Raw genomic sequence first — 20948 nt, forward strand, 5'->3', positions numbered from 1 at the left:
AACATTTTCCTCTCAGCAGATTCGCGGCAGCGGGTCCCCGACGAGCATGTCGACGATCCGGGTGCCGCCGAACCCGGTGCGCAGCACCACGCTCTCGCCCGGCTCGGTGATGATCTCCCCGACCTCGGCGGCCTGCGCGCCCAGCGGATGCGACCGCAGGGCGGCCAGCCCGTCGGCCGCCTCCTCGGGGGCGACGACCGCGACGAACTTTCCCTCGTTGGCGACGTAGAGCGGATCGATGCCGAGCAGCTCGCAGGCACCGTTGACCGTGGGCGCCACGGGCAGCCGCTCCTCGTCGAGCAGCACGCCGAGGCCGCAGGCCTGGGCGAGTTCGTTGCACACGGTGCCCACTCCGCCGCGGGTCGCATCGCGCAGCCAGCGGGTGGCCGGGGCGGCCGCCATGAGCAACTCCACGAGGGGGCTGAGCGACGCGGTGTCAGAGGAGATGTCGGCCTCGATGGCCAGGTCGCCCCGGGCCAGCATCACGGCCATGCCGTGATCGCCCATCGACCCCGACAACAGCACCTTGTCGCCGGTGCGCACCGACGCCGCCGACAGCGCGCGGCCCGCGGGAACGACGCCGGCCCCGGTGGTGGTGACGAACATGCCGTCGGCGGCGCCCCGGGGCACCACCTTGGTGTCGCCGGTGACGATCTGCACGCCGGCTTCCGCCGCGGCGGCCGCCATGTCGGCGACGATCTCCTTGAGCTCGGCGATGGCGAAGCCCTCTTCGAGGACGAACGCCGCCGAGATCCACGACGGCACCGCGCCGGTCATCGCCAGGTCGTTGCAGGTGCCGTGGACGGCCAGGGCGCCGATCGAGCCGCCCGGAAAGCGCAGCGGCTGCACCACGAACGAGTCGGTGGACATCGCGATCCGCTCGCCGCCGGGCAGCGTGAGGACCGCGCCGTCCCCGAGCGACTCCAGCGCCGGGTTGCGGAACGCCTCCAGGAACACCGCGTCCACCAGTGCCGCCGAGGCCTTGCCGCCCGCTCCGTGCGCCAGGGTCACCTGCTCGTCGCGCAGCCTGGGGCGGCGCCGCCGGAACGACTCGATGCGCTCGATCACCTCGCCCTCGGCGAACCGCGGCCCCGACGAGAGGTACTCACCCGCCGAATTGCTCATGCCGCCCCCACATGCGGGTCGCCGAGCCGCCCGTGGGTGGTCGACCACAGCGAATAGGCGAGCAGCGCCTGGGCCTCCTGGATGCGGTGCACGCTCTGCGAGCGCACGACGAAGCAGCAATCCACATCCGCATTGTCCACGAAGGCCCCGCCGTCGTAGCCGGCGAAGCCGACGGTGTAGAGGCCGCGCCGCCGGGCCTCGGCCAGCGCGGCGAGCAGGTTCGGCGAATTGCCGCTGGTCGACATCGCGATCGCGATGTCGCCGGCCCTGGCGCGGGCGATCAGCTGGCGGGCGAACACCAGCTCGAACCCCACGTCGTTGCCCAGCGCGGTCAGGATCGCCGGGTCGGCGGTCAGGGACCAGGCCGGCAACGACGTTTCGGGCCCCCCGATCGGTGGCCGGGCGAACAACCGCGCCAGCGTCGTGGAGTCGGTGCAGCTGCCGCCGTTGCCGAAGGTGAACAACCGCCCGCCCGCCGCGAAGCGGCGGGCCAGCTCGGCGGCGGCGCGGTCCAGCAGGTCCGCGTTGGCTTCCAGCGTCGCGCGCCGCAGCGCCAGGCTCTCGGCGGCCTTGGCCTGCGCGGAGGCGGCCAGGTCGGTGAGCAGGGAGGCCGGGTCGTCCGCGGCGCCGTCGATGAACGGGTACAGGAAGTTGGTCGGTTCGTCAGTCATCGTCCTCCTCCTCGCCGAGGCGGCGAATCGCCGTACCGGCGTGCAGCACCACCAGATCCCCGGCGGCCACCGGATCGACGAGCGCCGTCACCACGGCCTCCACGCCCCGCGCGGTGCGCACCGGTGCCTGCCCGGCCACGGACGCCGCCACCACCTCACCGAGGCGGCCCTCGTCGCCGCACGTCACGCAGACCGCTTCGGCGCGTTCGGGTTCCAGCAGGCCCGAGTGCTCGAAACACACGTGCGTCAGCTCCCACAACAGGTGGTAGAACAGCACGAAGCCGCCGGTGGCGGGCACGCGCGGGTCGGGGTCGTCGAGCCACAGGACGTGGTCGGCCGCACCGGTCGCGGGCCGTTCGCCGCTGCCGATCCAGAGCGTGGTCGCGCCCCACGCCGGGGCGCGGCGCAGCACGGAACGCACCCGCGCGTCGTCGCCGCCGGCCACCGCGACCACGATGTCGCCGGGCCGCACGGAGACGCGCGTGAGGTCGACGATGTCCGGTCCGGTCAGCGCCACGGCGGGCAGCGCCCGTTTGCCCATGATCACCGGGTGCACGAACTCGACCGCGATGTGCAGCGCGTGCGGCTCCCACGACGGCGCGATCGACCACAGGGTGGCGCCCGCGGCGAACCGCCTGGCCAGTGTGAACGCGGCGGCGGCCAGGTCCCGGGCCAGCTCCGCGCCGAGTCCGCGATCGATGGCCGTGGCGGGATCGGGGGTCACGGCCCGGCCTCCTCGAGCGCGATCAGCGTCGCGACCGCGGCCTGCCCGAGCGCCAGCCCGCCGTCGTTGGGCGGAACGATGTGGTGGGTCAGCACCTCGAACCCGTTGCGCTGCAGCCGGTCACGGCAGGCGCGCAACAACAGGACGTTCTGGAACACGCCGCCGGTGAGGCCGACGAGCCGGGTCTGCCCCGCCACCCGGTTGACCGCCGCGGCGACCGCGTCGGCGACCGCCCGGTGGAACGACGCGGCGAGCAGCGCGGGCCGGGTGCCGGCGTGCAGCGCCGAAACCAGCGTCTGCACCATGGGAGTGGGATCGATCACCCCGTCGGCCCGCACCGCCGGCGGCAACGACGGCCCGGGCGCGTCGCCGGCCGACTCGGCCAGCGCCTCGAGTTCGATCGCGGCCTGGCCCTCGTAGTCGATCCGGTGCCGCACGCCCAGCAGGGAGGCGACCGCGTCGAAGAGCCGGCCCATGCTCGAGCACGGCACACAGCCGGTCCCGCTTTCCAATTGTGAACGGAGCAAAGCCAATTCTTGCGCACTCGCCGCGGCAACCGGCGCCAGGTCCGGGGCCCAGTCGAGGTCGGCCGCCCACAACTGGGCCAGCGCCATCCGCCACGGGTTGCGCACCGCGGCGTCGCCGCCCGGCAGCGGCACCGGCAGCAGGTGGGCGGCCCGCACGAAGCGGTGGCTGTCGCGGCCGAGTCGCAGGATCTCGCCGCCCCAGATGGTGTGGTCGCAGCCGTACCCGGTGCCGTCGAACGCGACCCCGATGATCGGTTCGCCGATGCGCCCGTGCTCGGCCAGCAGCGACACCACGTGGGCGTGATGGTGCTGGACCAGGTCCAGCGGCCGGTCGCCCGCGTGGCGTTCCGCCCAGGCGCGGGTGTGGTAGCCGGGATGCAGGTCGGCGGCCAGACGGGCCGGGGCGCGGCGTATCTCGCCGAGCTGTTCGACCGCGCGGCCGAACGCGCGCAACGTCTCCCAGGTGCCCATGTCGCCGATGTGCCCGGACAGGTAGGCGCGCGAACCGTCGGTGAGGCAGCAGGTGTTCTTCAGTTCCCCGCCGACGGCCAGCACCCCGGGGCCCTCGCGCCCGAGATCCACCGGCAGCGGCGCGTAACCGCGGGAGCGCCGGACGGGCAGCTCTGCTCCGTCGACGATGCGCACCACCGAGTCGTCGCACGGCACGTGGATGGGCCGGTTGTGGTCGAGCACCGCGTCGCACAGCGCCGGAAGCCGCTGCGCGGCATCGTCGTCGGTGAAGCAGATCGGCTCGTCGGAGCGGTTGGCGCTGGTCAGCACCAGCGTGTCGGGCACGCGCCCGCCGGCCCCGGGGACGGTCGCCAGCAGCAGGTGGTGGATGGGGGAGTAGGGGAGCATCAGCCCCAGCAGCGGGCTGCCGGGCGCGACCGCGTCGGCGACCGGTGCGCCGGGCCGGCGCGGGAGCAACACGATCGGCCGGGCCGGACCCGACAGCACGGCCGCCTCGTGGTCGCCGATCGGGGCGTAGCGGCGCGCGACGTCGAGGTCACGCACCAGTAGCGCGAAAGGCTTGGCGCCGCGGGCTTTCCGGGACCGCAGCGTCGTCACCGCCCGCTGATCGTCGGCGCGGCAGGCCAGGTGGTAACCGCCGATGCCCTTGACGGCCACCACCGCACCGCCGGCCAGCGCGCGTTGCGTGGCGGCCAGCGCGGCGTCCGCGCCGTCCACCCGCCCCTCGGGCGCGGACGGGTGCGGGGCGAACCACAGCGACGGGCCGCAGTCCGGGCACGCGATGGGCTGTGCGTGAAACCGGCGATCGGCGGGATCGGCGTATTCGCCGGCGCACCGCCCGCACATCGCGAACGCCGACATGGTGGTCGCCGGGCGGTCGTAGGGCAGCGCGCGGATGATGGTGAAGCGCGGACCGCAGTTGGTGCACGTGACGAACGGGTGGCGGTGGCGCCGGTCGCCGGGATCGAACAGCTCGGCGACGCAGTCGTCGCACACCGCGACGTCGGGCGGAATCGGCGTCGTGCCACCGGCGACCACCTCGCTGGCCGCGATCTCGAACCCGCGGCGGGCGCCGACGGCCCCGTCGATGTCGACGTCGATGTCGACGACGCGAACGGTGCCTATCCGCGCCAGCGGCGGCGCCTCGGCGCGCAGCCGGCGCCCGAACTCCCGCACCCGCGCGGGATGCCCCTGCACCTCGAGGAATACCGCGCCCGAGTCATTGCCGACGAATCCGCTCAGCTCCAGTTCGGTGGCGAGGCGATGGACGAAGGGCCGGAAGCCGACCCCTTGGACGACGCCGGTCACGGTGACGCGCTGCCGAACCTGACCGGATCGCAGCATCAGGGAGGGCCCGGTCATCTCAGCCGCCCTCCGGATCCCCGCGCCCCATCAGCTCCAGGCCGGCCATCGCCTCGTCGGCCCCGGCGCGGTCGGTCTTCTCGACGACGAAGCCCATGTGGATGATGACCCAGTCGCCGGGGGAGAACGTCTCCTCGGGCAGCATGCCGACGTTGACGCGCCGCTGCTCGCCGACGACGTCGACCAGCGCGAGCTGTCCCGCGTAACCGTCCAGCATTCCGATCACCCGGCCCGGGATCCCCAGACACATGCTCAACACTCCTTCGGCGCCGAGGCGGCCCCAGAGGCCGAAGGTGCCGGACTCTGCAGCGCCGCGACGATGTCCTCGACCGCCCGCGCCGCCCGCGGAACCGCCTGGGCGACGGGTTCGGTCAGGCCGATTCCCTCATCGACGCTACCCGCCTCGCAGCCCACGACCACCGTGTAGGGCGGGCTGCCGCCCAGCGCCCGCAGGCTGGCGAACACCGCAGCCGGGTCCATGCCGTGCGCGTCCACGCCGGGCGTTTCGTCCGGCGCCCCGTGGTCGGCCTGGAACACGTGCAGGGTGCCCGGGTTGCCGCGGCTCGGGATCGCGTCGACGAGGACCAGCGTGTCCCAGCCGTCGAGCAGGTCGTAGGCCAGATGCATTCCCCGGATGCCGTAGTCGACGACGCGGACGCCCGGATTGTCGTGCGGGAGCTCGGCGTTGCGGACCACTTCCGAGCCGAATCCGTCGTCGCCCAGGAAGATGTTGCCGATGCCGGCCACCAGGATGCGCGCTGTCATCACCGCGCCCGGCCGGCTACATCCGCCTCAGCTTGAGGTAGCGGCGGGCATCCGGCAGGGACACCACCCCCATCGCCACCGCGACCGCGACCACCACCGCGATGATGGCCAAAAAGATCCACCCTAGAACTTCCATGTCGGACTCCTTTCCGTGTTGTTGCCGTCGTCCTGCAGCGGCTCGACCTCGTCGGGGGAGAAATACAGGTAGCGCCCGTACCAGTCGTGCAGGTCGGCGGCCGGGTCGTCGTCGACGACCACCCCGACGTGCCGGTTGCCCTCGACGTCCTCGTGCACCGAGGTGACGCGGGCGGTCTTACCGGCGACGAAGATGTCCTGGGCGTCGGCGTTGCGGTTCGGGCGCAACCGGACGCGGCTGCCGCGGGCCACCCGGACCCCGTTCACCAGCACGGCGTCGATCTCGGGGCGGACGGCGTTGTCGGCCAGCGGGTCCCACCAGTCGACGCCCTCGGGTATCTCGGGCACCAGCCCCGCGGGCGGCCGCGGATCGCGCAGGACGCCGTGCAGGCGCGCCATCGCCTCGGGCGACGTGGCATCGCACCTGTCGATGAGCTGCGCGGCCCGCGGATCGGTGGCCCGGGCCTGCGCCTTCTCCTCGTCGGTCATCGTCATCACGCGCAGGGTGAGGATCTCGTCGATCTCGGTGCAGTCGTACAGGGCGGTGCTGCTCTGTTCGGCGACCTCGGGATGGTCGTAGAGGATGATCGGGGAGACCAGCAACACGTCGCGGGTCCCCGGTGCGCCGGCCAGCACGGGGAAGCAGCGATGCCGGGCGCACCGCGACACCGCGCCGGCCGCGCCGGGCGGCGGTTCCAGCAGCGAGACGAACTGACCGCCGTCGGCTTCGACGATCAGGTGGGTCCCGATCATCGAGCGCGCGATCGCGTCGGCCTTGTCGGTGGCGCCGCGGCCGGTGTTGGCCACCCGCACCGAGACCCGGCGCAGGTCCCCGTCCGGCCGGGCGACCACCGTCAGCTCGCCGCGCACCTGCCGGCGTCGGCGGACCAGCCGCCCGCCGTCCAGCAGTTCGATGTCGGTTGCCGCATCCGCCACCAGCGGAAGGTTCCACGACCGGCCATCCAATGCGATAGGGCCGAAGGACCTCTCGCATTCGACCGCCTCGTCCCAGGAGAGCCACGACCCGGTCGGGGTGGCCAGTTCGGCCACGGCTTCGAAGCCACCGCCGCGGACCTCGCGTTCGGCCCGGCGGTGCTGCAACTGCAGGAACCGCACCACCACGGTGATCGCCCGCCCCCCGTCGACCGGGAAGTCCGCCCCCATGGCGTCGTCCTCGCCGAAGCCCGCGTCCGCGGCGCCGGGTGGCCCCAGAACCCCGAACTGCCAACGCGACTGGTTCTTGCCGGACGTGCCGCGATAGGGGTAGAGCAGGTAGCCCTCGTAGAGCACCGCGTCGGCGACGGCGCGGGCCCGGGCCCGGCTGGAGGTTTCGGGCGCGGTCACCGCGCGGCCTCCCGCTCGGCGCCCAGCAGCGAGGCGACCGCCCCGTCGAGGTCGAGCAGGCCCCGTGCCGCCTTGTAGCGGGCCAGCGCGGCGGCGGTTTCGTGGCGCAGCCGCACCCAGCCGGTGTCGGGGTAGTGCTGAGCGATCAGCGCGCGCCACACCGCGACCGGCATGTCGTAGCGGCACTCGCAGTCCCACGGCACCTGCTGAACCGAGAACCCATGCTCGGAGTTGACGAAAATCGTTCCGCTGAACAGGAATTGAAGGGGCAACGCGCCCTCCTGCAGGGCGTGCGCGTATTTGGCGGCCGTCACCTCGAAGTCGTAGGTGCACTCCAGCGGGAGCGTCACCGTCGTGTGCCCGGCGAATCCCGGCACCATCGCGGCGCAATGCTGCCACAGGAACGTGCGCTGCGTGTGGGCCCAACGCTCGCGGCCGCCGAACAGGTCGAGCAGGCCGGCGGCCTCCTGGTCGGAGTAGGAACGCCGGAGCGGTTCGATGCGGACCTGGCACCGCAGCGCGATGGCGTGCACCGCGCGGGTGCGACCGGCCGGGCCGGCGTCGGTGACGCCGACGCGCGCGGTGAGAACCGGTGTGACGCTGTACGGCTCGGGCGCCACGTCGTGGACGGCGAACGCCAGGTCGATCGGCTGCCCGGTCATCGCGGCCTCGCCACGGCACGGGCGGCGAGCCGGGCGAAGAAGTCGTCGATGAACGCACGGGCTTGCTGTCCGCCGTCGAAACCCCGCCACAGCATGCGCAGGCGCCCGACGAATTCGTAGCAGGCGTCGATCGGCACCAGAAAGGTCTGCGGCTCCGCGGCTTCGGGCCCGTCGTCCACCCGGACCAGCAACGCCTCCACGTCATCGGCCGCCAGCCCCGCCCGCGGGTCCGCGCCGGCGAGGGCGGCCCAGGCGTCCAGGTCGAGCTCGGACTCGCATGCGCCGGCCGGGCCGGGGTAGAAGGCGACGGTGCGGCCGAGGGCGGAGTTGGTGAAGAAGAACGCCACGCCGACCGGGATCTGCAGCGCCTCCCAGGCCCGGCGGTCCAGCGCGAAACCGGGGAAGGTGAGATACCGGTCGGGCACCGCGCGGTAGCGCAGATCGGCCGCCGCATCGGTGAACAGCAGGTAGCACGCGCGGCAGACGCACATCAGTTGCCGGGCGGCCACGCTCACCACGTGCTGGTGTTCGTCGGCGACCGGCTCGGCGCACATCTCGCACCGCTCGCCGTCGGGTTCGGGGAGCGGCCGGTTTGCGGTGATGCGGGCCAGCACGTCGTAGGGGCTGGTCATAGCGCTGCCCCCATCGGCTCGCCCCGCAGCGCCACCGACGGCACGCCGTCCCGTTGCAGCACCGGGACCGGCTCCAGGTGGGCACCGCCGGCGCCGGCGCCCGCGCGCACGGCGTCGTATTCGGTCCGGCAGCGCGGGCATTGCAGCAGGGCCAGGTGCAGTCGCGCCCCCGCGAGCGTGTCGTCGCACACCGGGCAGCGGTCCCGGTAGGCGAAGAACCTATCGTCGACCCGGCAGGCCAGCAGAGCGGTGCCCTCGACGGCGAAGCCCGCCACCTCGCCCGGGTTCAGCTGCGCGAGCTCGGGCATCGGGTGCCAGGCGGTGTGCCCGGCCGAACGCACCTGGGCCAGCAGGGATTCGGCGGGGATCACCCCGGTGGGCTCGGCCGCCACCACCTCGATCGCGCCGACCTCCGGTGCGGCCGCCCGGATCGCGTCCTCCACGGCCAGCTCCAGCGTCACCGCCGACGACGGGCAGCTCTTGCAACTGCCCGTGAAGGCCAGCCGCACGGTGTCGCCGTCGATCCCGATCAGCTCGACGTCGCCGCCGTGGGAGCCCAGATACGGGCGGACCCGTTCGAGGGCGTCGGAGACCCGGCGCCGCACGTCGTGCGGGTGCAGGCCGTGCACGAGGAGCAGGCTGGCCACCAGGTCGTCGGTGGCCAGCCGCTCGGCCAGCCCGGGGTCGTCGGCCAACCCCAGGATCCGTTCCAGCCCGGCGCCGTAGAGCCCGACCACCTCGCGGACCAGCTGGCGGGCGCGGTCACCGGCGGCGGCGCCGCCCGCCGCGCAGGAATCCAGGAGGGTCTGGATCCGATCGCCCGCTGTGCGCCACTGCGCGTCGTCGTGTGAGAGGTCCGGGCGATCCACCATGCCTCACTCCGCAGCGGGTGACTGCGTGGGCGTGTGCAGTCTGTCCAGCGTCTTGCCCTTGCCCAGGTACATGTGCACACCGCAGGGCAGGCACGGGTCGAAGCTGCGCACCGTGCGCATGACGTCGATGCCCTTGAAGTCCTCCCTGCCGTTCTCCTCGAAGATCGGCTGACCCTGCACCGCGTCCTCGTAGGGTCCCGGAGTGCCGTAGCTGTCGCGCGGGTTGGCGTTCCACGGCGTCGGCGGATACGGGTGGTAGTTGGCGATCTTGCCGTCCCGGATCACCAGGTGGTGGCTGAGCACCCCGCGCACCGCCTCGGTGAAGCCGCAGCCGATGCCCTCGTCGGGCACCTCGAAGCGCTCCCAGGTCTTGGTGCGCCCGGCGCGGATCTCGGCGAGCGCCTTCTCGGCGAAGTGCAGCGCGCACGCCGCCGCATAGGCCTGGAAGTAGGTGCGCGCCCGGTCGCGCTCGATCGTGTTGCTGCCGTACTTGGGAATCTGCCATTCGAACTCGACCGGTCCCTTCAGGGCGGTCTTGGGCAGGTTGATCTTGACGCTGGTGCCCGTCGCCTTGACGTAGCCGATGTCGACCAGCCCGGCCAGCGCGGTCGCCCACAGCCGGGCCAGCGGACCGCCACCGGTGTCCAGCGCCAGGTGGTCGCGGCCGTCGAACCAGCGCGGCGACATCACCCAGCTGTACTTGCCGCCGTCCATGTCGCGCTTTTGCGGGTGCGGGTTGGTGTGCTGGTTCCACGGGTGGCGCCGGTCCACGGCGTTGCCCAGCGGGTCGGTGTGTACGAACATCTCCTGTTCGGTCCAGTCGTCATAATACGAACTGCCCAAAAGGATTCGGATCCCGAGGTTGATGTCCACCAGCGAGTGGGTGACCAGCTTGCCGTCGACCACCACGCCCGGGGTGACGAACATCGCGTTGCCCCAGCGCTCCATGTCCTTGTATTCGAAGTTGCACACCTCGGGGTCCTGGAAGGAGCCCCAGCAGCCGAGCAGGGTCCGGCGCAGCCCGACCTTCTCGTAGCCGGGCAGCGCGTCGTAGAAGAAGTCGAACAGGTCGTCGTGCATCGGCACGACCTTCTTCATGAACTCGACGTAGCGCATCAGCCGTGTCATGTAGTCGGTCATCAGCTGGATCGTCGCGACGGTGCCGACCCCACCGGGATACAGCGTCGACGGGTGCACGTGCCGTCCCTCCATGAGGCAGAACATCTCTCGCGTCCACCGGCTGACGACGAGGGCTTCGCGGTAGAACTCGCCGCTGAACGGGTTGAGCGAGCGCATGATGTCGGCGATGGTCTTGTATCCGTGCGCGTCGGCGTGCGGCGCCGGCGTCTTCTCGGCCTGGGCGAGCACGCTCGGGTTGGTCTCGGCGACCATCTTCTCGCAGAAGTCCACGCCGACCAGGTTCTCCTGGAAGATGTTGTGGTCGAACATGTATTCCGCGGCCTCGCCGAGGTTGACGATCCACTCGCCCAGATGCGGGGGCTTGACGCCGTAGGCCATGTTCTGCGCGTAGCACGAACAGGTGGCGTGGTTGTCGCCGCAGATGCCGCAGATGCGGCTGGTGATGAAGTGGGCGTCGCGCGGGTCCTTGCCCTTCATGAAGATCGAGTAGCCGCGGAAGATCGACGACGTGCTGTGGCACTCGACGACCTCTTTGTTCTCGAAGTCGATCTTCGTGTAGATGCCGAGGCTGCCGACGATCCGGGTGATCGGGTCCCAGGCCATCTCGACGAGTTGACCGGGCTCGCGCTGGCTGGTGGTCGGTTCGGGGACGATAGTTGTCATCGATCTCTCCGTCTGCGGTGGGAATTCCGCGGTGAGAATGGAGTGCCCGGCCTACCAGGTGCGGCGCGCTCCGGTGGTGAGTTGGTTGCCGTTGTGCCGCCAGCGCGGCTCCTTGTCGACGGTGCGGGCCGTGATACCCCTCAAATTGCGAATCACGGTCCCGTACAGACCCACCGCCGCGCTCGATATCTTGCCGCCCGGCGGCTCGTCCATGAACGGCATGAACTTGTCCGGGAAGCCGGGCATGGTGCACCCGATGCAGATGCCGCCGACGTTGGGGCAGCCCCCGACGCCGTTGATCCAGCCGCGCTTGGGCACGTTGCATTTGACAACCGGCCCCCAACAGCCAAGCTTGACAATGCATTTCGGTGAGCCGTATTCGGTGGCGAAGTCGCCCTGCTCGTAGTAGCCGGCGCGGTCGCACCCCTCGTGCACGGTCTTGCCGAACAGCCACTGCGGGCGCAGCGCGTCGTCGAGCGGGATCATCGGCGCCTGACCGGTCGCCATGTACAGCAGGTAGGTCAGCGTCTCGGACAGGTTGTCCGGATGGATCGGGCAGCCGGGGACGCAGACGATCGGGATGCCGGCCTTGCTCTTCCAGTCCCAGCCGAGATAGTCCGGCACTCCCATCGCCCCGGTCGGATTGCCGGCCATAGCGTGGATGCCACCGTAGGTCGCGCACGTCCCGACGGCGACGATCGCGGTGGCCTTGGGCGCCAGCCGGTGGAGCCACTCGCTGGTGGTCATCGGCTGACCGGTGGCGGGGTCGTTGCCGAACCCGCACCAGTACCCCTCGTCCTTGATCTTCTCGTTGGGAATCGAGCCCTCGACCACCAACACGAAGGGTTCGAGCTCGCCGCGGTCGGCCCTGAAGAACCAGGCGAGGAAGTCGTCGGCTCCTCCGCTGGGGCCGCATTCGAAATCGATCAACGGCCAGTGCACGGCGACCTTCGGGAGGCCCGGCAGCGCGCCGAGCGCGATCTCCTCGACGCTGGGCTGGGTGGCGGCAGTCAACGCCACCGAATCGCCGTCACAACTGAGTCCTGCATTGATCCAGAGAACGTGGATCAGCGTTTCTTCTGCTTTGACTGCCGCTTCTGTTGGCATGCTGCAGCTTTCCGGAGCGGGCCAACGCCCCTACGCCGCCGGAGTCGACCGTCGGCCCACTTGCGCGGCGCTGTTTCTGGGTCTACTCCCGCAGGCAGGCGTTGTCAACGGTTCGCGTTGACTCACCAAAAATGCGCGCGTAGACCCATTCGTTGCCTCAGCTGAGAATGCGCGCGTGCGGCGCGCCTACCCGGCCGGAGATGTATCGCTGGATAGGCCCAGAGGATGGGACTGACGGTGAGTCAACGCAAGGCTGTGACGAAGGCGATCGCGACCCGCTACGCGCGAGCTGACAAGGCCGGCAAGGGCCGGATCCTCGATGAGTTGTGTGCTACCACCGGCTGGCACCGCAACCATGCACGCAAGGCATTGAAGAATGCACTGCGCCCGAAGGTCGTCAAGATCAGGGCGCCGCGTCCACCGAAGTATGGGCCGAAAGTTATTGCGGCGCTGACGTTCTGCTGGGCGGTGCTGGGAATGCCCGCCGGCAAACGACTGGCGCCGATGCTCGACGAGTTGGTGGCGATCTTGCGCCGGTTCGGCGAGCTGATCATCGATGACGACACCGCGGCGCTGCTGGTGGGCATGTCGGCGGCCACCATCGACCGCCGCCTGGCCCCCGAGCGCAAGCGCCACGAGCTCAAGGGCCGCAGCCATACCAAGCCGGGATCACTGCTCAAATCCCAGATCCCGATCCGCACCTGGGCGGACTGGGACGACGCGGTGCCCGGGTTCGTTGAGATCGACCTGGTCGGCCATGAGGGCGGCAACGCCGCTGGTGAGCACGCTTACACGCTGACCGTCACCGACATCGCCACCGGGTGGACCGAGAACCGCAGCGTGCCCAACAAGGCCCGTAAATGGGTGCTCGCGGCGTTGGACGATATCGCGAAGGCCATGCCGTTCCCGATCCTGGGCGTAGACAGTGACAACGGAAGTGAGTTCATCAATCATCACCTGTTGGCCTGGTGCGAGCAGCGGAAGATCACCTTCACCCGCTCACGGCCAGGCAACTCCAACGACGGTTGCCACGTGGAGCAGAAGAACTGGGCGATCGTGCGCACCGTGGTCGGCTACCACCGTTACGACACCACCGCGGAACTGTTGCTGCTCAACAAGATCTGGGTATTGCAGTCACTGCTGACCAACTACTTCTACCCGCAGCAAAAACTCGTTTCGAAGACCCGTGTCGGCGCGAAGGTCAGCAAAAAACACGACAAGGCCACCACCCCGCATCGTCGCGCGGAGCGCCACGAGGCGGTCTGCGCCCAGGACAAGGCGATCCTCGCCGACACCTACACCGGCATCAACCCAGCCGCCGTGCAACGCCAGATCCAGGCCCTGACCACAGAGCTACTCACGATCACCACCAGCAAGGCCGGGCCGGCCAAAAAAGCCCCCGTTACGCGCGCATCCTCGAATGAGGCAACGAATCAATCCTCGCGCGCATCTTGACACGAGGCAACAGGCGGTTACCCAGGCCCGGATAAGTGGACGGATGTCGCATAGCCGTGGAATGTCGTGGAAAGCGTTGGGGGACAGCATGTTACGTAGCACAGGCGAGCGTTGCGCATCGCCGCGGCCGGCCGATCGCCGGGACTTTCGGCATCGGGTGCCGATTGTCGGGCAACCGCGCGCAGGCCGCGGCCGCAAAGCCGGTGAGGTCAGGCCGGCGACGTGCCGGCGAACCGCCGCAGCCAGCCGAACCAGGCGTCCAGGCCGGCGCCGGTGCGGGCGCTGACGGGCAGGATCGGTGCCGTCGCGTTGACCTGACGAACGTGGTGCACATAGGCGTCGACGTCGACGTCCAGATGGGGCACCAGGTCAATCTTGTTGAGCAGCACCACATCCACCGAGCGAAACATCACCGGATACTTCAGCGGTTTGTCCTCGCCCTCGGTCACCGAGTAGACCATGGCCTTGGCGTGCTCGCCGACGTCGAACTCGGCCGGGCAGACCAGGTTGCCGACGTTCTCGATGATCACCAGGTCCAGGCGGGACAGGTCGAGGCCCGGCAGTGCGCGATTGACCATGGGCGCGTCGAGATGGCATTCGCCGCCAAAGCCGTTGCTGGTGTTCAGCAGTGACACCTGGGCGCCGCGGCCGCTGAGTTTGGCGGCGTCCAGATCGGTGGCGATGTCGCCCTCGATCACCCCGATCGCGATCTGTCCGGCCAGCTCGTCCAGCGTGGCCCCCAGGATGCTCGTCTTGCCCGATCCCGGCGAGCTCATCAGGTTGAGGGTGCGGATCCCGTTGCTCTCGAACGCCGCCCTGTTGGCCGCGGCGAGCACGTCGTTCTCGGCGAAGATCGACTCCAGCACGTCGATGCGCTGCTTGCCCGTCCCGTAGTGGCTGTGGTCGCCGTGCTCGTGCTCGTGGGCGTGCACGGTGCCGTCGTCGTGGCGGTGAAATCTACCCATTACCAGATCCATTCATGCCGAATGCCTTTCACGAGACGTGCCCCTCACGAGACGTCCAGCGACGTCACCAGGAATTCGTTGCCGCACAACACCTCGACGTCGGGACTGTCGCACCGCGGGCACCAGATCGACCACGACGATGCGATCTCTGACCGCTGATCGCACGCGCGGCAGCGCACCTCGGCGGCGACGCATTCGAGCTCGAGCTCGGCGTCCGGCATGTCCTCGGCGTCCCGGACGAGGGTCCAGCAGAACGACAGCGATTCCGGCACCACCTGGCGAAGGGTCCCGATCCGCACCCGCACCACCTCGACGTGGCGGCCGCCGGCATGCGTCTTGGCCACACCGGCGATCGCCTCGCAGAGCGCGAGCTCATGCACCGCGGATCACCGCTGCCCGCGCGCGGCCGAGGAGCACATGGCACCGTTCTACACCCCAACCACGGTTCTGCGGGAGGGTCGCAGGACACGCTTCAAGGCGTGCTCTCGGCCCCCGCGGTGGTGGTGTCCCACCTCTCCTCGATGCGGCCGTAGCGCCAGACCAGCAGGGCGACGGCCCAGGTGAGAACGAACATGCCGACCACGAAGTAGCCGACCGCGTTGAGGTCCAGCCCGCCGATCCACTCCCAGAACGGCCCCCGCCAGCCGAACTGGCCGGCGAACAGGCCCAGCAGTTCCACGCTGCCGATGAGCAGCGCGACGGCCACCGACAGCGCGGTGATGATGACGTTGTAGTAGATCTTGCGCACCGGGCTGGAAAAGGCCCAGCCGTAGGCGAAGTTCATGAACGACCCGTCGACGGTGTCCAGCAGGCACATGCCGGCGGCGAACAGCACCGGCAGGCACAGGATGGCATACCAGGGCAGGCCGGACGCGGCGCTCGAACTCGCGAGCACCAGCAGCGCGATCTCCGTGGCGGTGTCGAACCCGAGCCCGAACAGCAACCCGACCGGGTAGGCGTGCCAGGACTTGGTGATCGACTTGGTGAACCGGCCGAGCAACCGGTTGATCAGTCCCCGGTTGTCCAGGTGCTGTTCGAGTTCGGTCTCGTCGTACCGGCCGCGGCGCAGCCGGGCGAACACCCGCAGGATGCCGACGAGGATGACGACGTTGACGATGGCGATCAGGTACAGGAACGCACCGGAGACGCTCGTCCCGATCAGGCCCGTGTAGTGGTGCAGCGCCGAGGAGTCGTTCTCTACAGGGCCGCCGAGGGCTTTGATCCCGCACGTCAGCAGCACCGCCAGCGCGAAGACCACAGTGGAGTGGCCCAGCGAGAAGAAGAAACCGACCGCAAGGGGGCGCTGCCCGTCGTTCATCAGCTTGCGGGTGGTGTTGTCGATCGCGGCGATGTGGTCGGCATCGAAGGCGTGCCGCATGCCCAGGGTGTAGGCCGTGATGCCGATGCCGATCCCGAAGGCCTTGCCGCCCACGCTGAGCTGGGCGGGCTCGACCAGCAACACCAGGGTCAGCCAGCCGATCAGGTGCAGTGCGACGATGAGCGCCGACATCGCTCCGAGCCGCGACCACTCCGCCGGTGTCAGGGCGCTGCGAAGCCTGGTCTTCCATGAGGGCCGCCAGTCGAGCTGAGCACTGGCCACTGGAATCCTTCCGGTATCGGGCGGACGACAACCGGCCCGACTGTAAGCAGCATCCACGCCTAGATGCAAGTCGCTTGCAGGAGCCGCCACGCCGCGCCGGGGCGAAAACTGGCGGTCTCGGGCGCCGGGGGCAACACTGGACGGGTGACCGCTAAGCAGTCCGTCCTGGACCCCGACGTCACCGAGCGAATCGGTGACTTTCTGCGCGCGCGCGGGCTGCGGCGGATGGCCTCGCGAATCCAGGTGCTGGCGGTGCTCGAGCCGGTCGACGGGCACCTCCCGGTCGCCGAGATCCACAAGCGGGTGCGCGAATGTCTGCCGGCCGGCACGCAGGCGCCCGACGTGGCGACCATCTACCGCACGGTGACCACTCTGGTCGATCAGGGGGTGCTGCACGCGTTGACGCTGGACAGCGGCGTCACCACCTACGGGCTGGCCACCGCCCCCCATCACCACGCGGTCTGCACCCAGTGCGGCGCGATCATCGAGGTGCCCGCCCGGCAGCTCAGTTCGGCGCTCGAGCAGGCGATGGTGGGCAGTTCGTTCGAGCTCTCCGAGCGGGCCGGCCTCACCCTGCGGGGGCTGTGCCCGCAGTGCCAGGCCGGTGAGCCCGGGCCGCGGCCGCGCGGTCGCGCGCGCCGCTGACCTCAGCACAGGCCCAGCAGCGCGTTCTCGACCACCTCGGGCAGCGCCGGATGGATCCAGTACTGGCCGCGGGCCAGCTCCGGTGCGCTCAGCCCGAAGCTCATCGCCTGGATCAGCGGCTGGATGATCGACGACGCCTGCGGGCCCATGATGTGGGCGCCCAGCAGGCGCCCGCCGGGGCGCTCGGCGATCAGTTTGACGATCCCGGTGGTGTCCTCCATCGCCCAGCCGTAGCCCACGTCGCCGTAGTCCTGGATGGCGACCGAGACTTCGAATCCCGCTGCGACGGCCTGGTTCTCGGTCAAGCCGACCATGGCCAGCCGGGGATCGGTGAACACCGCCGCCGGGACGTGGCGGTGGTCGGTCACGGCCATCGACGCGGTGTCGTCCCAGTCGCACAGCAGGTTGTGCTGCACGACGCGGGCCTCGTGGTTGGCGACGTGCTTGAGCATATACGGCGACGAGACATCGCCCAGGGCGAAAACGTTGCGCGCCGAGGTGCGCTGATACGCGTCGACGACCACGCGTCCGCATTCGACGTCGACACCGGCCAGCCCGGCGTCGAGGAGATCGCCGTTGGGCACCCGGCCGGTCGCCACCAGCAGCGCGTCGGCGGCCAGCGTGGCTCCGTCGTCGAGCCGCAGGGTGACGCCGCCGCCGCGCCGGGCGGCGCCCACGACGTTGCGGTGGGTGCGCAGCTCCCATTTGGCGGCCGCGATACGGGTGAACCGCTCGCAGATGGTGTCGTCGCAGTGCCTCAGCAGGCAGCCGCCGCGGACCACCACGGTCACCCGCACCCCGAGCGCGGAGAAGACGTGCGCGAATTCGGCTGCCACGAAGCCACTTCCGACGATCGCCAGGTGCTCGGGCAGCTCGGGGATCCGCATGATCGTGTCGCTGGTGTGGTAGTCCACCCCGGAGGCCGAGATCGCCGGCGGAACCACCGGCCGCGACCCCGCCGCGATCACCACCTGATCGGCGGCGAACTCGGCGTTGTCGGTGCGCAGCAGGTAGCGCCCGTCGGATCGGGTGGGCCCGAACCGGGTGTGCCGGCGGTACACGTCGATGTTGGCCGCGCTGCGCCGGTATTCCTCGCCGCCGACTGCGACGGGATCGATGCGGCCGAAGATGCGGGAGACGACGTCGCTCCAGCGCACCCGGTCCAGGTGCGCGTCGAGGCCGTAGCGCGCCGCGCCGCGGATCGTCTCGGCGACGTCGGCGGCGTAGACGAACATCTTCGTGGGCAGGCACCCGACGTTCAGGCAGGTGCCGCCGAAGGGGCCCTGCTCGCAGATCGCCACCCGCTTGTCCGCGTAGCGGTCGTCGGGAATGCCGTTGCCCGAACCGGTTCCGATGATCGCGATGTCGTAGGTTTCCATCAGGGGCCGCTCACCTGCCTTCCCGCGACGCCGCGGCGTCGGTGTTGTCGGTGCGCAGGTGGTCGTCCAGCCACCGGTCGAGTTGGCGATAGGCCTCCCGGCGCGGTTGCGCCAGGGACAGGAACACGTCGTGTTTGGCGCCGGCCACCGGTGCGACGGTGGTGTGGTTGCCGATGCAGCCGGCCCACCGGGCGATCTGGGTGACGTCGAGAACCGCGTCCCCGCTGTGCATCGCCGCCGGGTCGCCGCATTCGGCGACGCTGCGGTCCGACCGCAGGATCAGGTTGGGCACGCCGACGTCGAGTCCGCGGTGCAGCCGCGCCTGGCCGCGCCGGACGGCGTGCAGCCAGCCGAACGTGATCGGGAAGCCGCCCACGGGTTTCCACGTCAGGTCGTAGTCGAACTCGCCGTGGTAGTCGCGGTGCAGGGTGGTGCCGTAACCGTCCTCACCGGGCGGCCGGGCCACCCCCTTGGACCGCACCCGCGACAGCCCGGCGATCACCGCCGAGGTCAGCGGAAGGCGCAGGACGGCCGGGCCGGGCAGGTCCAGGAACGGGCTGTTGAGCACCAGTCCCCCGATGCCGGCGTGCGCCGCGGCGTCGCGGCGTCGCAACCGGTCCAGCCACAACGACGCGATCAGCCCGCCGGCGGAGTGGGCGTACACCAGGACCTTCCCGGGTTGGGCCCGCTCCCGGATCGCGGCCAGGGCGTGCCCGAGTTCGGCGTCGTAGCCCTCCAGGTCGGTGACGAAGTGCGGCGTCTGGCCGTCGCGCCGCGACCGGCCGCACTTGCGCAGGTCCAGCGCATAGAAGGCGAAACCGCGGGCGGCGAAGTGATCCGCCAGCGCGGTGTGGAAGAAGTAGTCGGTGTAGCCGTGCACCGCCAGGACCGCGTGGCCGCCGTCCCCGCCCGGTGGCCCGCCGCGCCGGACCAGCGTGGCGACGATCTCGCCTTCGCCGTCGGGATCGGGACCCAGCGGCAGGGTGCGCTGCCAGTAGCCGGGCAGGACGTCGGGCACCCAGCCAGTCACCCAGCCAGCTTAAGGCGCGGTCACGGCCGGTGGCCGCAGGGAGGCGCACGTCTTTGCGCCGCTACCGGTCGATAGCCTGAGGATCGGCACTCCCCGAGGGAAGGAACCGACGATCCGGTGTCGAGGCAACCCAGAACCGCGCGGACCGACGTCGCGCTGGTGGGCGCGGGCATCATGAGCGCCACGCTGGGCGCGTTGCTGCGCCGGCTGGAACCGGACTGGTCGATCACCCTGGTCGAGCGGCTGGACGCCGTCGCCGGCGAGAGCAGCAATCCCTGGAACAACGCCGGCACCGGGCATTCGGCGCTGTGCGAGCTCAACTACACCCCCCAGCGCCCGGACGGGTCGATCGACATCGGCAAGGCGGTGCACGTCAACGAGCAATTCCAGGTGACCCGCCAATTCTGGGCCTACGCCGTCACGAACGGGATCGTGGCCGATCGCGGCTTCCTCAACCCGATTCCGCACGCGAGCTTCGTCCGCGGCGCCCAGCGCGTCGACTACTTGCGGCGGCGGCGGCGGGCGCTGGCCGGCAACCCCCTGTTCGCCGGCACCGAACTGATCGAGGACCCCGACGAGTTCGCGCGCCGGCTGCCCCTGATGGCCGCCGGGCGGGACTTCGCCGAGCCCTTCGCGCTGAACTGGGCCCCCCACGGCACCGACGTCGACTTCGGTGCGTTGTCCCGCCAGCTCGTAGGCTTCTGCGTGCGCCACGGAGCCACCGCGCTGTTCGGTCATGAGGTGCGAAACCTCACGCGCCAGGGCGACGGCAGCTGGACGCTGCTCATCGGCAATCGCCGCACCGGCGAAAGGCGCAGGCTCAACGCGAAATTCGTCTTCGTCGGCGCCGGTGGCGATGCGCTGCCGCTGCTGCAGAGATCGGGCATCGGGGAGGCCCGGGGCTATGCCGGCTTCCCGATCGGCGGTCGCTTCCTGCGGGCCGGCAAGCCGGCGCTCACCGGCGCGCACCGCGCCAAGGTCTACGGCGTTCCCGCGCCGGGCGCCCCACCGCTGGGCGCGCTGCACCTGGACCTGCGGCTGGTCAACGGCAAGGCGTGGCTGGTGTTCGGCCCCTACGCCGGCTGGTCGCCGAAGTTCTTGAAGCACGGGCATTTCAGCGATCTGCCCCGCTCGGTGAAGCCGGACAACCTGCTGTCGATGCTCGGCGTCGGTGTCACCGAACTGGCCCTGCTGAACTACCTGATCGGTCAGCTGCGACTCACCGCCCCCGGGCGGGTGCGCATGTTGCGGGAATTCGTGCCGAGCGCAAAGGATTCGGATTGGGAGCTGACGGTGGCCGGTCAGCGGGTGCAGGTGATCCGGCGGGACCGGCGCAGGGGTGGGGCCCTGGACTTCGGCACGACCCTGCTCAGCGACGCCGACGGCACGATCGCCGGGCTGCTCGGGGGCTCGCCGGGGGCCTCGACCGCCGTGCCGATCGCGCTCGACGTGCTGCGGCGGTGCTTTGCCGACCGGTACCAAACCTGGCTTCCCGCACTCAAGGAGATGGTCCCGTCCTTGGGCGTGAAGCTTTCCGACGAGCCGGCCCTGTTCGACGCGGTGTGGTCGTGGGGCAGCAAGGCCTTACAGCTGGAGGTTGCATGAGGAGGAGTGGCGCCGATGAGTTGCGCCGGCGACGATGCAGTGGGGGTGCCCCCAGCCGCGAAGCGGCTA

The 20948-nt window shown here is 70.4% G+C and carries 21 protein-coding genes; 3 read left to right on the forward strand and 18 right to left on the reverse strand.

Annotated features, from left to right (window positions below; genetic code table 11):
* Nucleotides 1–12 precede the first annotated feature (12 nt).
* Genes hypE through ACJ512_RS09455 form a run of 13 tightly spaced genes read right to left on the reverse strand, consistent with a single transcriptional unit; the run spans nt 13 to nt 12200 of the window.
* Entirely contained in the window at nt 13–1125 is a 1113-nt protein-coding gene (gene hypE / locus ACJ512_RS09395; protein WP_407687421.1) for a hydrogenase expression/formation protein HypE, read from the reverse strand.
* Nucleotides 1122–1796 (reverse strand): D-sedoheptulose-7-phosphate isomerase, encoded by a 675-nt coding sequence (locus ACJ512_RS09400; RefSeq protein ID WP_407687422.1) that lies wholly within the window; start codon nt 1794–1796, stop codon nt 1122–1124. Before ACJ512_RS09400 ends, hypE begins: the two co-directional genes overlap by 4 nt.
* Nucleotides 1789–2520 (reverse strand): hydrogenase assembly protein HupF, encoded by a 732-nt coding sequence (locus ACJ512_RS09405; RefSeq protein WP_407687423.1) that lies wholly within the window; start codon nt 2518–2520, stop codon nt 1789–1791. Before ACJ512_RS09405 ends, ACJ512_RS09400 begins: the two co-directional genes overlap by 8 nt.
* Nucleotides 2517–4880, reverse strand: coding sequence for a carbamoyltransferase HypF (hypF, locus tag ACJ512_RS09410; protein WP_407687424.1), 2364 nt, complete (start codon nt 4878–4880; stop codon nt 2517–2519). The genes ACJ512_RS09405 and hypF overlap by 4 nt, the downstream gene beginning before the upstream one ends.
* Nucleotide 4881: 1 nt before the next feature.
* Complete coding sequence (locus ACJ512_RS09415; RefSeq protein WP_407687425.1) at nt 4882–5130, reverse strand: HypC/HybG/HupF family hydrogenase formation chaperone; 249 nt, start codon at nt 5128–5130, stop codon at nt 4882–4884.
* Between the two features lie 2 nt (nt 5131–5132).
* Complete coding sequence (locus tag ACJ512_RS09420; RefSeq protein ID WP_407687426.1) at nt 5133–5645, reverse strand: hydrogenase maturation protease; 513 nt, start codon at nt 5643–5645, stop codon at nt 5133–5135.
* A 16-nt stretch (nt 5646–5661) separates the two neighbouring features.
* Nucleotides 5662–5781, reverse strand: coding sequence for a DUF6893 family small protein (locus ACJ512_RS09425; protein ID WP_407687427.1), 120 nt, complete (start codon nt 5779–5781; stop codon nt 5662–5664).
* Nucleotides 5769–7124 carry a hypothetical protein gene (locus ACJ512_RS09430; RefSeq protein ID WP_407687428.1) on the reverse strand — a complete coding sequence of 452 codons (1356 nt, stop codon included), beginning with the start codon at nt 7122–7124 and terminating at the stop codon, nt 5769–5771. Before ACJ512_RS09430 ends, ACJ512_RS09425 begins: the two co-directional genes overlap by 13 nt.
* The gene (locus ACJ512_RS09435; protein ID WP_407687429.1) at nt 7121–7786 is read right to left on the reverse strand and encodes a DUF6084 family protein; all 666 of its coding nucleotides are present in this window, start codon (nt 7784–7786) and stop codon (nt 7121–7123) included. The genes ACJ512_RS09430 and ACJ512_RS09435 overlap by 4 nt, the downstream gene beginning before the upstream one ends.
* Nucleotides 7783–8418: a DUF5947 family protein gene (locus ACJ512_RS09440; protein WP_407687430.1), complete on the reverse strand. Its 636-nt coding sequence runs from the start codon at nt 8416–8418 to the stop codon at nt 7783–7785. The genes ACJ512_RS09435 and ACJ512_RS09440 overlap by 4 nt, the downstream gene beginning before the upstream one ends.
* On the reverse strand, nt 8415–9290 hold the full coding sequence (locus ACJ512_RS09445; protein ID WP_407687431.1) for a NifU family protein: 876 nt from the start codon (nt 9288–9290) through the stop codon (nt 8415–8417). The genes ACJ512_RS09440 and ACJ512_RS09445 overlap by 4 nt, the downstream gene beginning before the upstream one ends.
* 3 nt (nt 9291–9293) lie before the next feature.
* Entirely contained in the window at nt 9294–11093 is a 1800-nt protein-coding gene (locus tag ACJ512_RS09450; RefSeq protein WP_407687432.1) for a nickel-dependent hydrogenase large subunit, read from the reverse strand.
* Nucleotides 11094–11144: 51 nt separating this feature from the next.
* Nucleotides 11145–12200, reverse strand: a complete 1056-nt coding sequence (locus ACJ512_RS09455) for an NADH-quinone oxidoreductase subunit B family protein (protein WP_407687433.1) — start codon at nt 12198–12200, stop codon at nt 11145–11147.
* A gap of 225 nt (nt 12201–12425) precedes the next feature.
* On the opposite strand from ACJ512_RS09455, the gene ACJ512_RS09460 reads away from it, so the two are divergent.
* On the forward strand, nt 12426–13655 hold the full coding sequence (locus tag ACJ512_RS09460; RefSeq protein ID WP_407689821.1) for a transposase family protein: 1230 nt from the start codon (nt 12426–12428) through the stop codon (nt 13653–13655).
* A 209-nt stretch (nt 13656–13864) separates the two neighbouring features.
* Here the strand turns inward: ACJ512_RS09460 and hypB are convergent, their stop codons facing one another.
* The 3 genes from hypB to nicT form a co-directional block, all read right to left on the reverse strand.
* Nucleotides 13865–14620 (reverse strand): hydrogenase nickel incorporation protein HypB, encoded by a 756-nt coding sequence (gene hypB, locus ACJ512_RS09465; RefSeq protein WP_407688559.1) that lies wholly within the window; start codon nt 14618–14620, stop codon nt 13865–13867.
* A gap of 44 nt (nt 14621–14664) precedes the next feature.
* A complete protein-coding gene (locus ACJ512_RS09470) occupies nt 14665–15000 on the reverse strand; it encodes a hydrogenase maturation nickel metallochaperone HypA (RefSeq protein WP_407688560.1) in 336 nt (111 codons plus the stop codon).
* Between the two features lie 92 nt (nt 15001–15092).
* Nucleotides 15093–16220, reverse strand: coding sequence for a Nickel transporter NicT (gene nicT, locus ACJ512_RS09475; protein ID WP_407688561.1), 1128 nt, complete (start codon nt 16218–16220; stop codon nt 15093–15095).
* 144 nt (nt 16221–16364) lie between these two features.
* Between nicT and ACJ512_RS09480 the strand changes: the two genes are divergently transcribed.
* A complete protein-coding gene (locus ACJ512_RS09480; RefSeq protein WP_407688562.1) occupies nt 16365–16865 on the forward strand; it encodes a Fur family transcriptional regulator in 501 nt (166 codons plus the stop codon).
* A gap of 2 nt (nt 16866–16867) precedes the next feature.
* On the opposite strand, the gene mtr is transcribed toward ACJ512_RS09480, so the two are convergent.
* Together mtr and ACJ512_RS09490 are read right to left on the reverse strand one after the other, a co-directional pair.
* The gene (mtr, locus tag ACJ512_RS09485; RefSeq protein WP_407688563.1) at nt 16868–18244 is read right to left on the reverse strand and encodes a mycothione reductase; all 1377 of its coding nucleotides are present in this window, start codon (nt 18242–18244) and stop codon (nt 16868–16870) included.
* Between the two features lie 10 nt (nt 18245–18254).
* Nucleotides 18255–19274, reverse strand: a complete 1020-nt coding sequence (locus tag ACJ512_RS09490) for an alpha/beta hydrolase (RefSeq protein ID WP_407688564.1) — start codon at nt 19272–19274, stop codon at nt 18255–18257.
* A 174-nt stretch (nt 19275–19448) separates the two neighbouring features.
* Between ACJ512_RS09490 and mqo the strand changes: the two genes are divergently transcribed.
* The gene (gene mqo, locus ACJ512_RS09495; protein ID WP_407688577.1) at nt 19449–20879 is read left to right on the forward strand and encodes a malate dehydrogenase (quinone); all 1431 of its coding nucleotides are present in this window, start codon (nt 19449–19451) and stop codon (nt 20877–20879) included.
* Nucleotides 20880–20948: the final 69 nt, after the last annotated feature.

It is taken from the genome of Mycobacterium cajalii (genome assembly GCF_045809005.2).
In the GTDB taxonomy this organism is placed as follows: domain Bacteria; phylum Actinomycetota; class Actinomycetes; order Mycobacteriales; family Mycobacteriaceae; genus Mycobacterium.

Coding starts and splice junctions, on each gene's coding strand:
- hypE (WP_407687421.1), bottom strand. CDS start 1,125: ATGAGCAATTCGGCGGGTGAGTACCTCTCGTCGGGGCCGCGGTTCGCC.
- ACJ512_RS09400 (WP_407687422.1), bottom strand. CDS start 1,796: ATGACTGACGAACCGACCAACTTCCTGTACCCGTTCATCGACGGCGCC.
- hypF (WP_407687424.1), bottom strand. CDS start 4,880: ATGACCGGGCCCTCCCTGATGCTGCGATCCGGTCAGGTTCGGCAGCGC.
- ACJ512_RS09415 (WP_407687425.1), bottom strand. CDS start 5,130: ATGTGTCTGGGGATCCCGGGCCGGGTGATCGGAATGCTGGACGGTTAC.
- ACJ512_RS09420 (WP_407687426.1), bottom strand. CDS start 5,645: ATGACAGCGCGCATCCTGGTGGCCGGCATCGGCAACATCTTCCTGGGC.
- ACJ512_RS09425 (WP_407687427.1), bottom strand. CDS start 5,781: ATGGAAGTTCTAGGGTGGATCTTTTTGGCCATCATCGCGGTGGTGGTC.
- ACJ512_RS09435 (WP_407687429.1), bottom strand. CDS start 7,786: ATGACCGGGCAGCCGATCGACCTGGCGTTCGCCGTCCACGACGTGGCG.
- ACJ512_RS09440 (WP_407687430.1), bottom strand. CDS start 8,418: ATGACCAGCCCCTACGACGTGCTGGCCCGCATCACCGCAAACCGGCCG.
- ACJ512_RS09445 (WP_407687431.1), bottom strand. CDS start 9,290: ATGGTGGATCGCCCGGACCTCTCACACGACGACGCGCAGTGGCGCACA.
- ACJ512_RS09450 (WP_407687432.1), bottom strand. CDS start 11,093: ATGACAACTATCGTCCCCGAACCGACCACCAGCCAGCGCGAGCCCGGT.
- ACJ512_RS09455 (WP_407687433.1), bottom strand. CDS start 12,200: ATGCCAACAGAAGCGGCAGTCAAAGCAGAAGAAACGCTGATCCACGTT.
- ACJ512_RS09460 (WP_407689821.1), top strand. CDS start 12,426: ATGGGACTGACGGTGAGTCAACGCAAGGCTGTGACGAAGGCGATCGCG.
- hypB (WP_407688559.1), bottom strand. CDS start 14,620: ATGGGTAGATTTCACCGCCACGACGACGGCACCGTGCACGCCCACGAG.
- mtr (WP_407688563.1), bottom strand. CDS start 18,244: ATGGAAACCTACGACATCGCGATCATCGGAACCGGTTCGGGCAACGGC.
- mqo (WP_407688577.1), top strand. CDS start 19,449: ATGAGCGCCACGCTGGGCGCGTTGCTGCGCCGGCTGGAACCGGACTGG.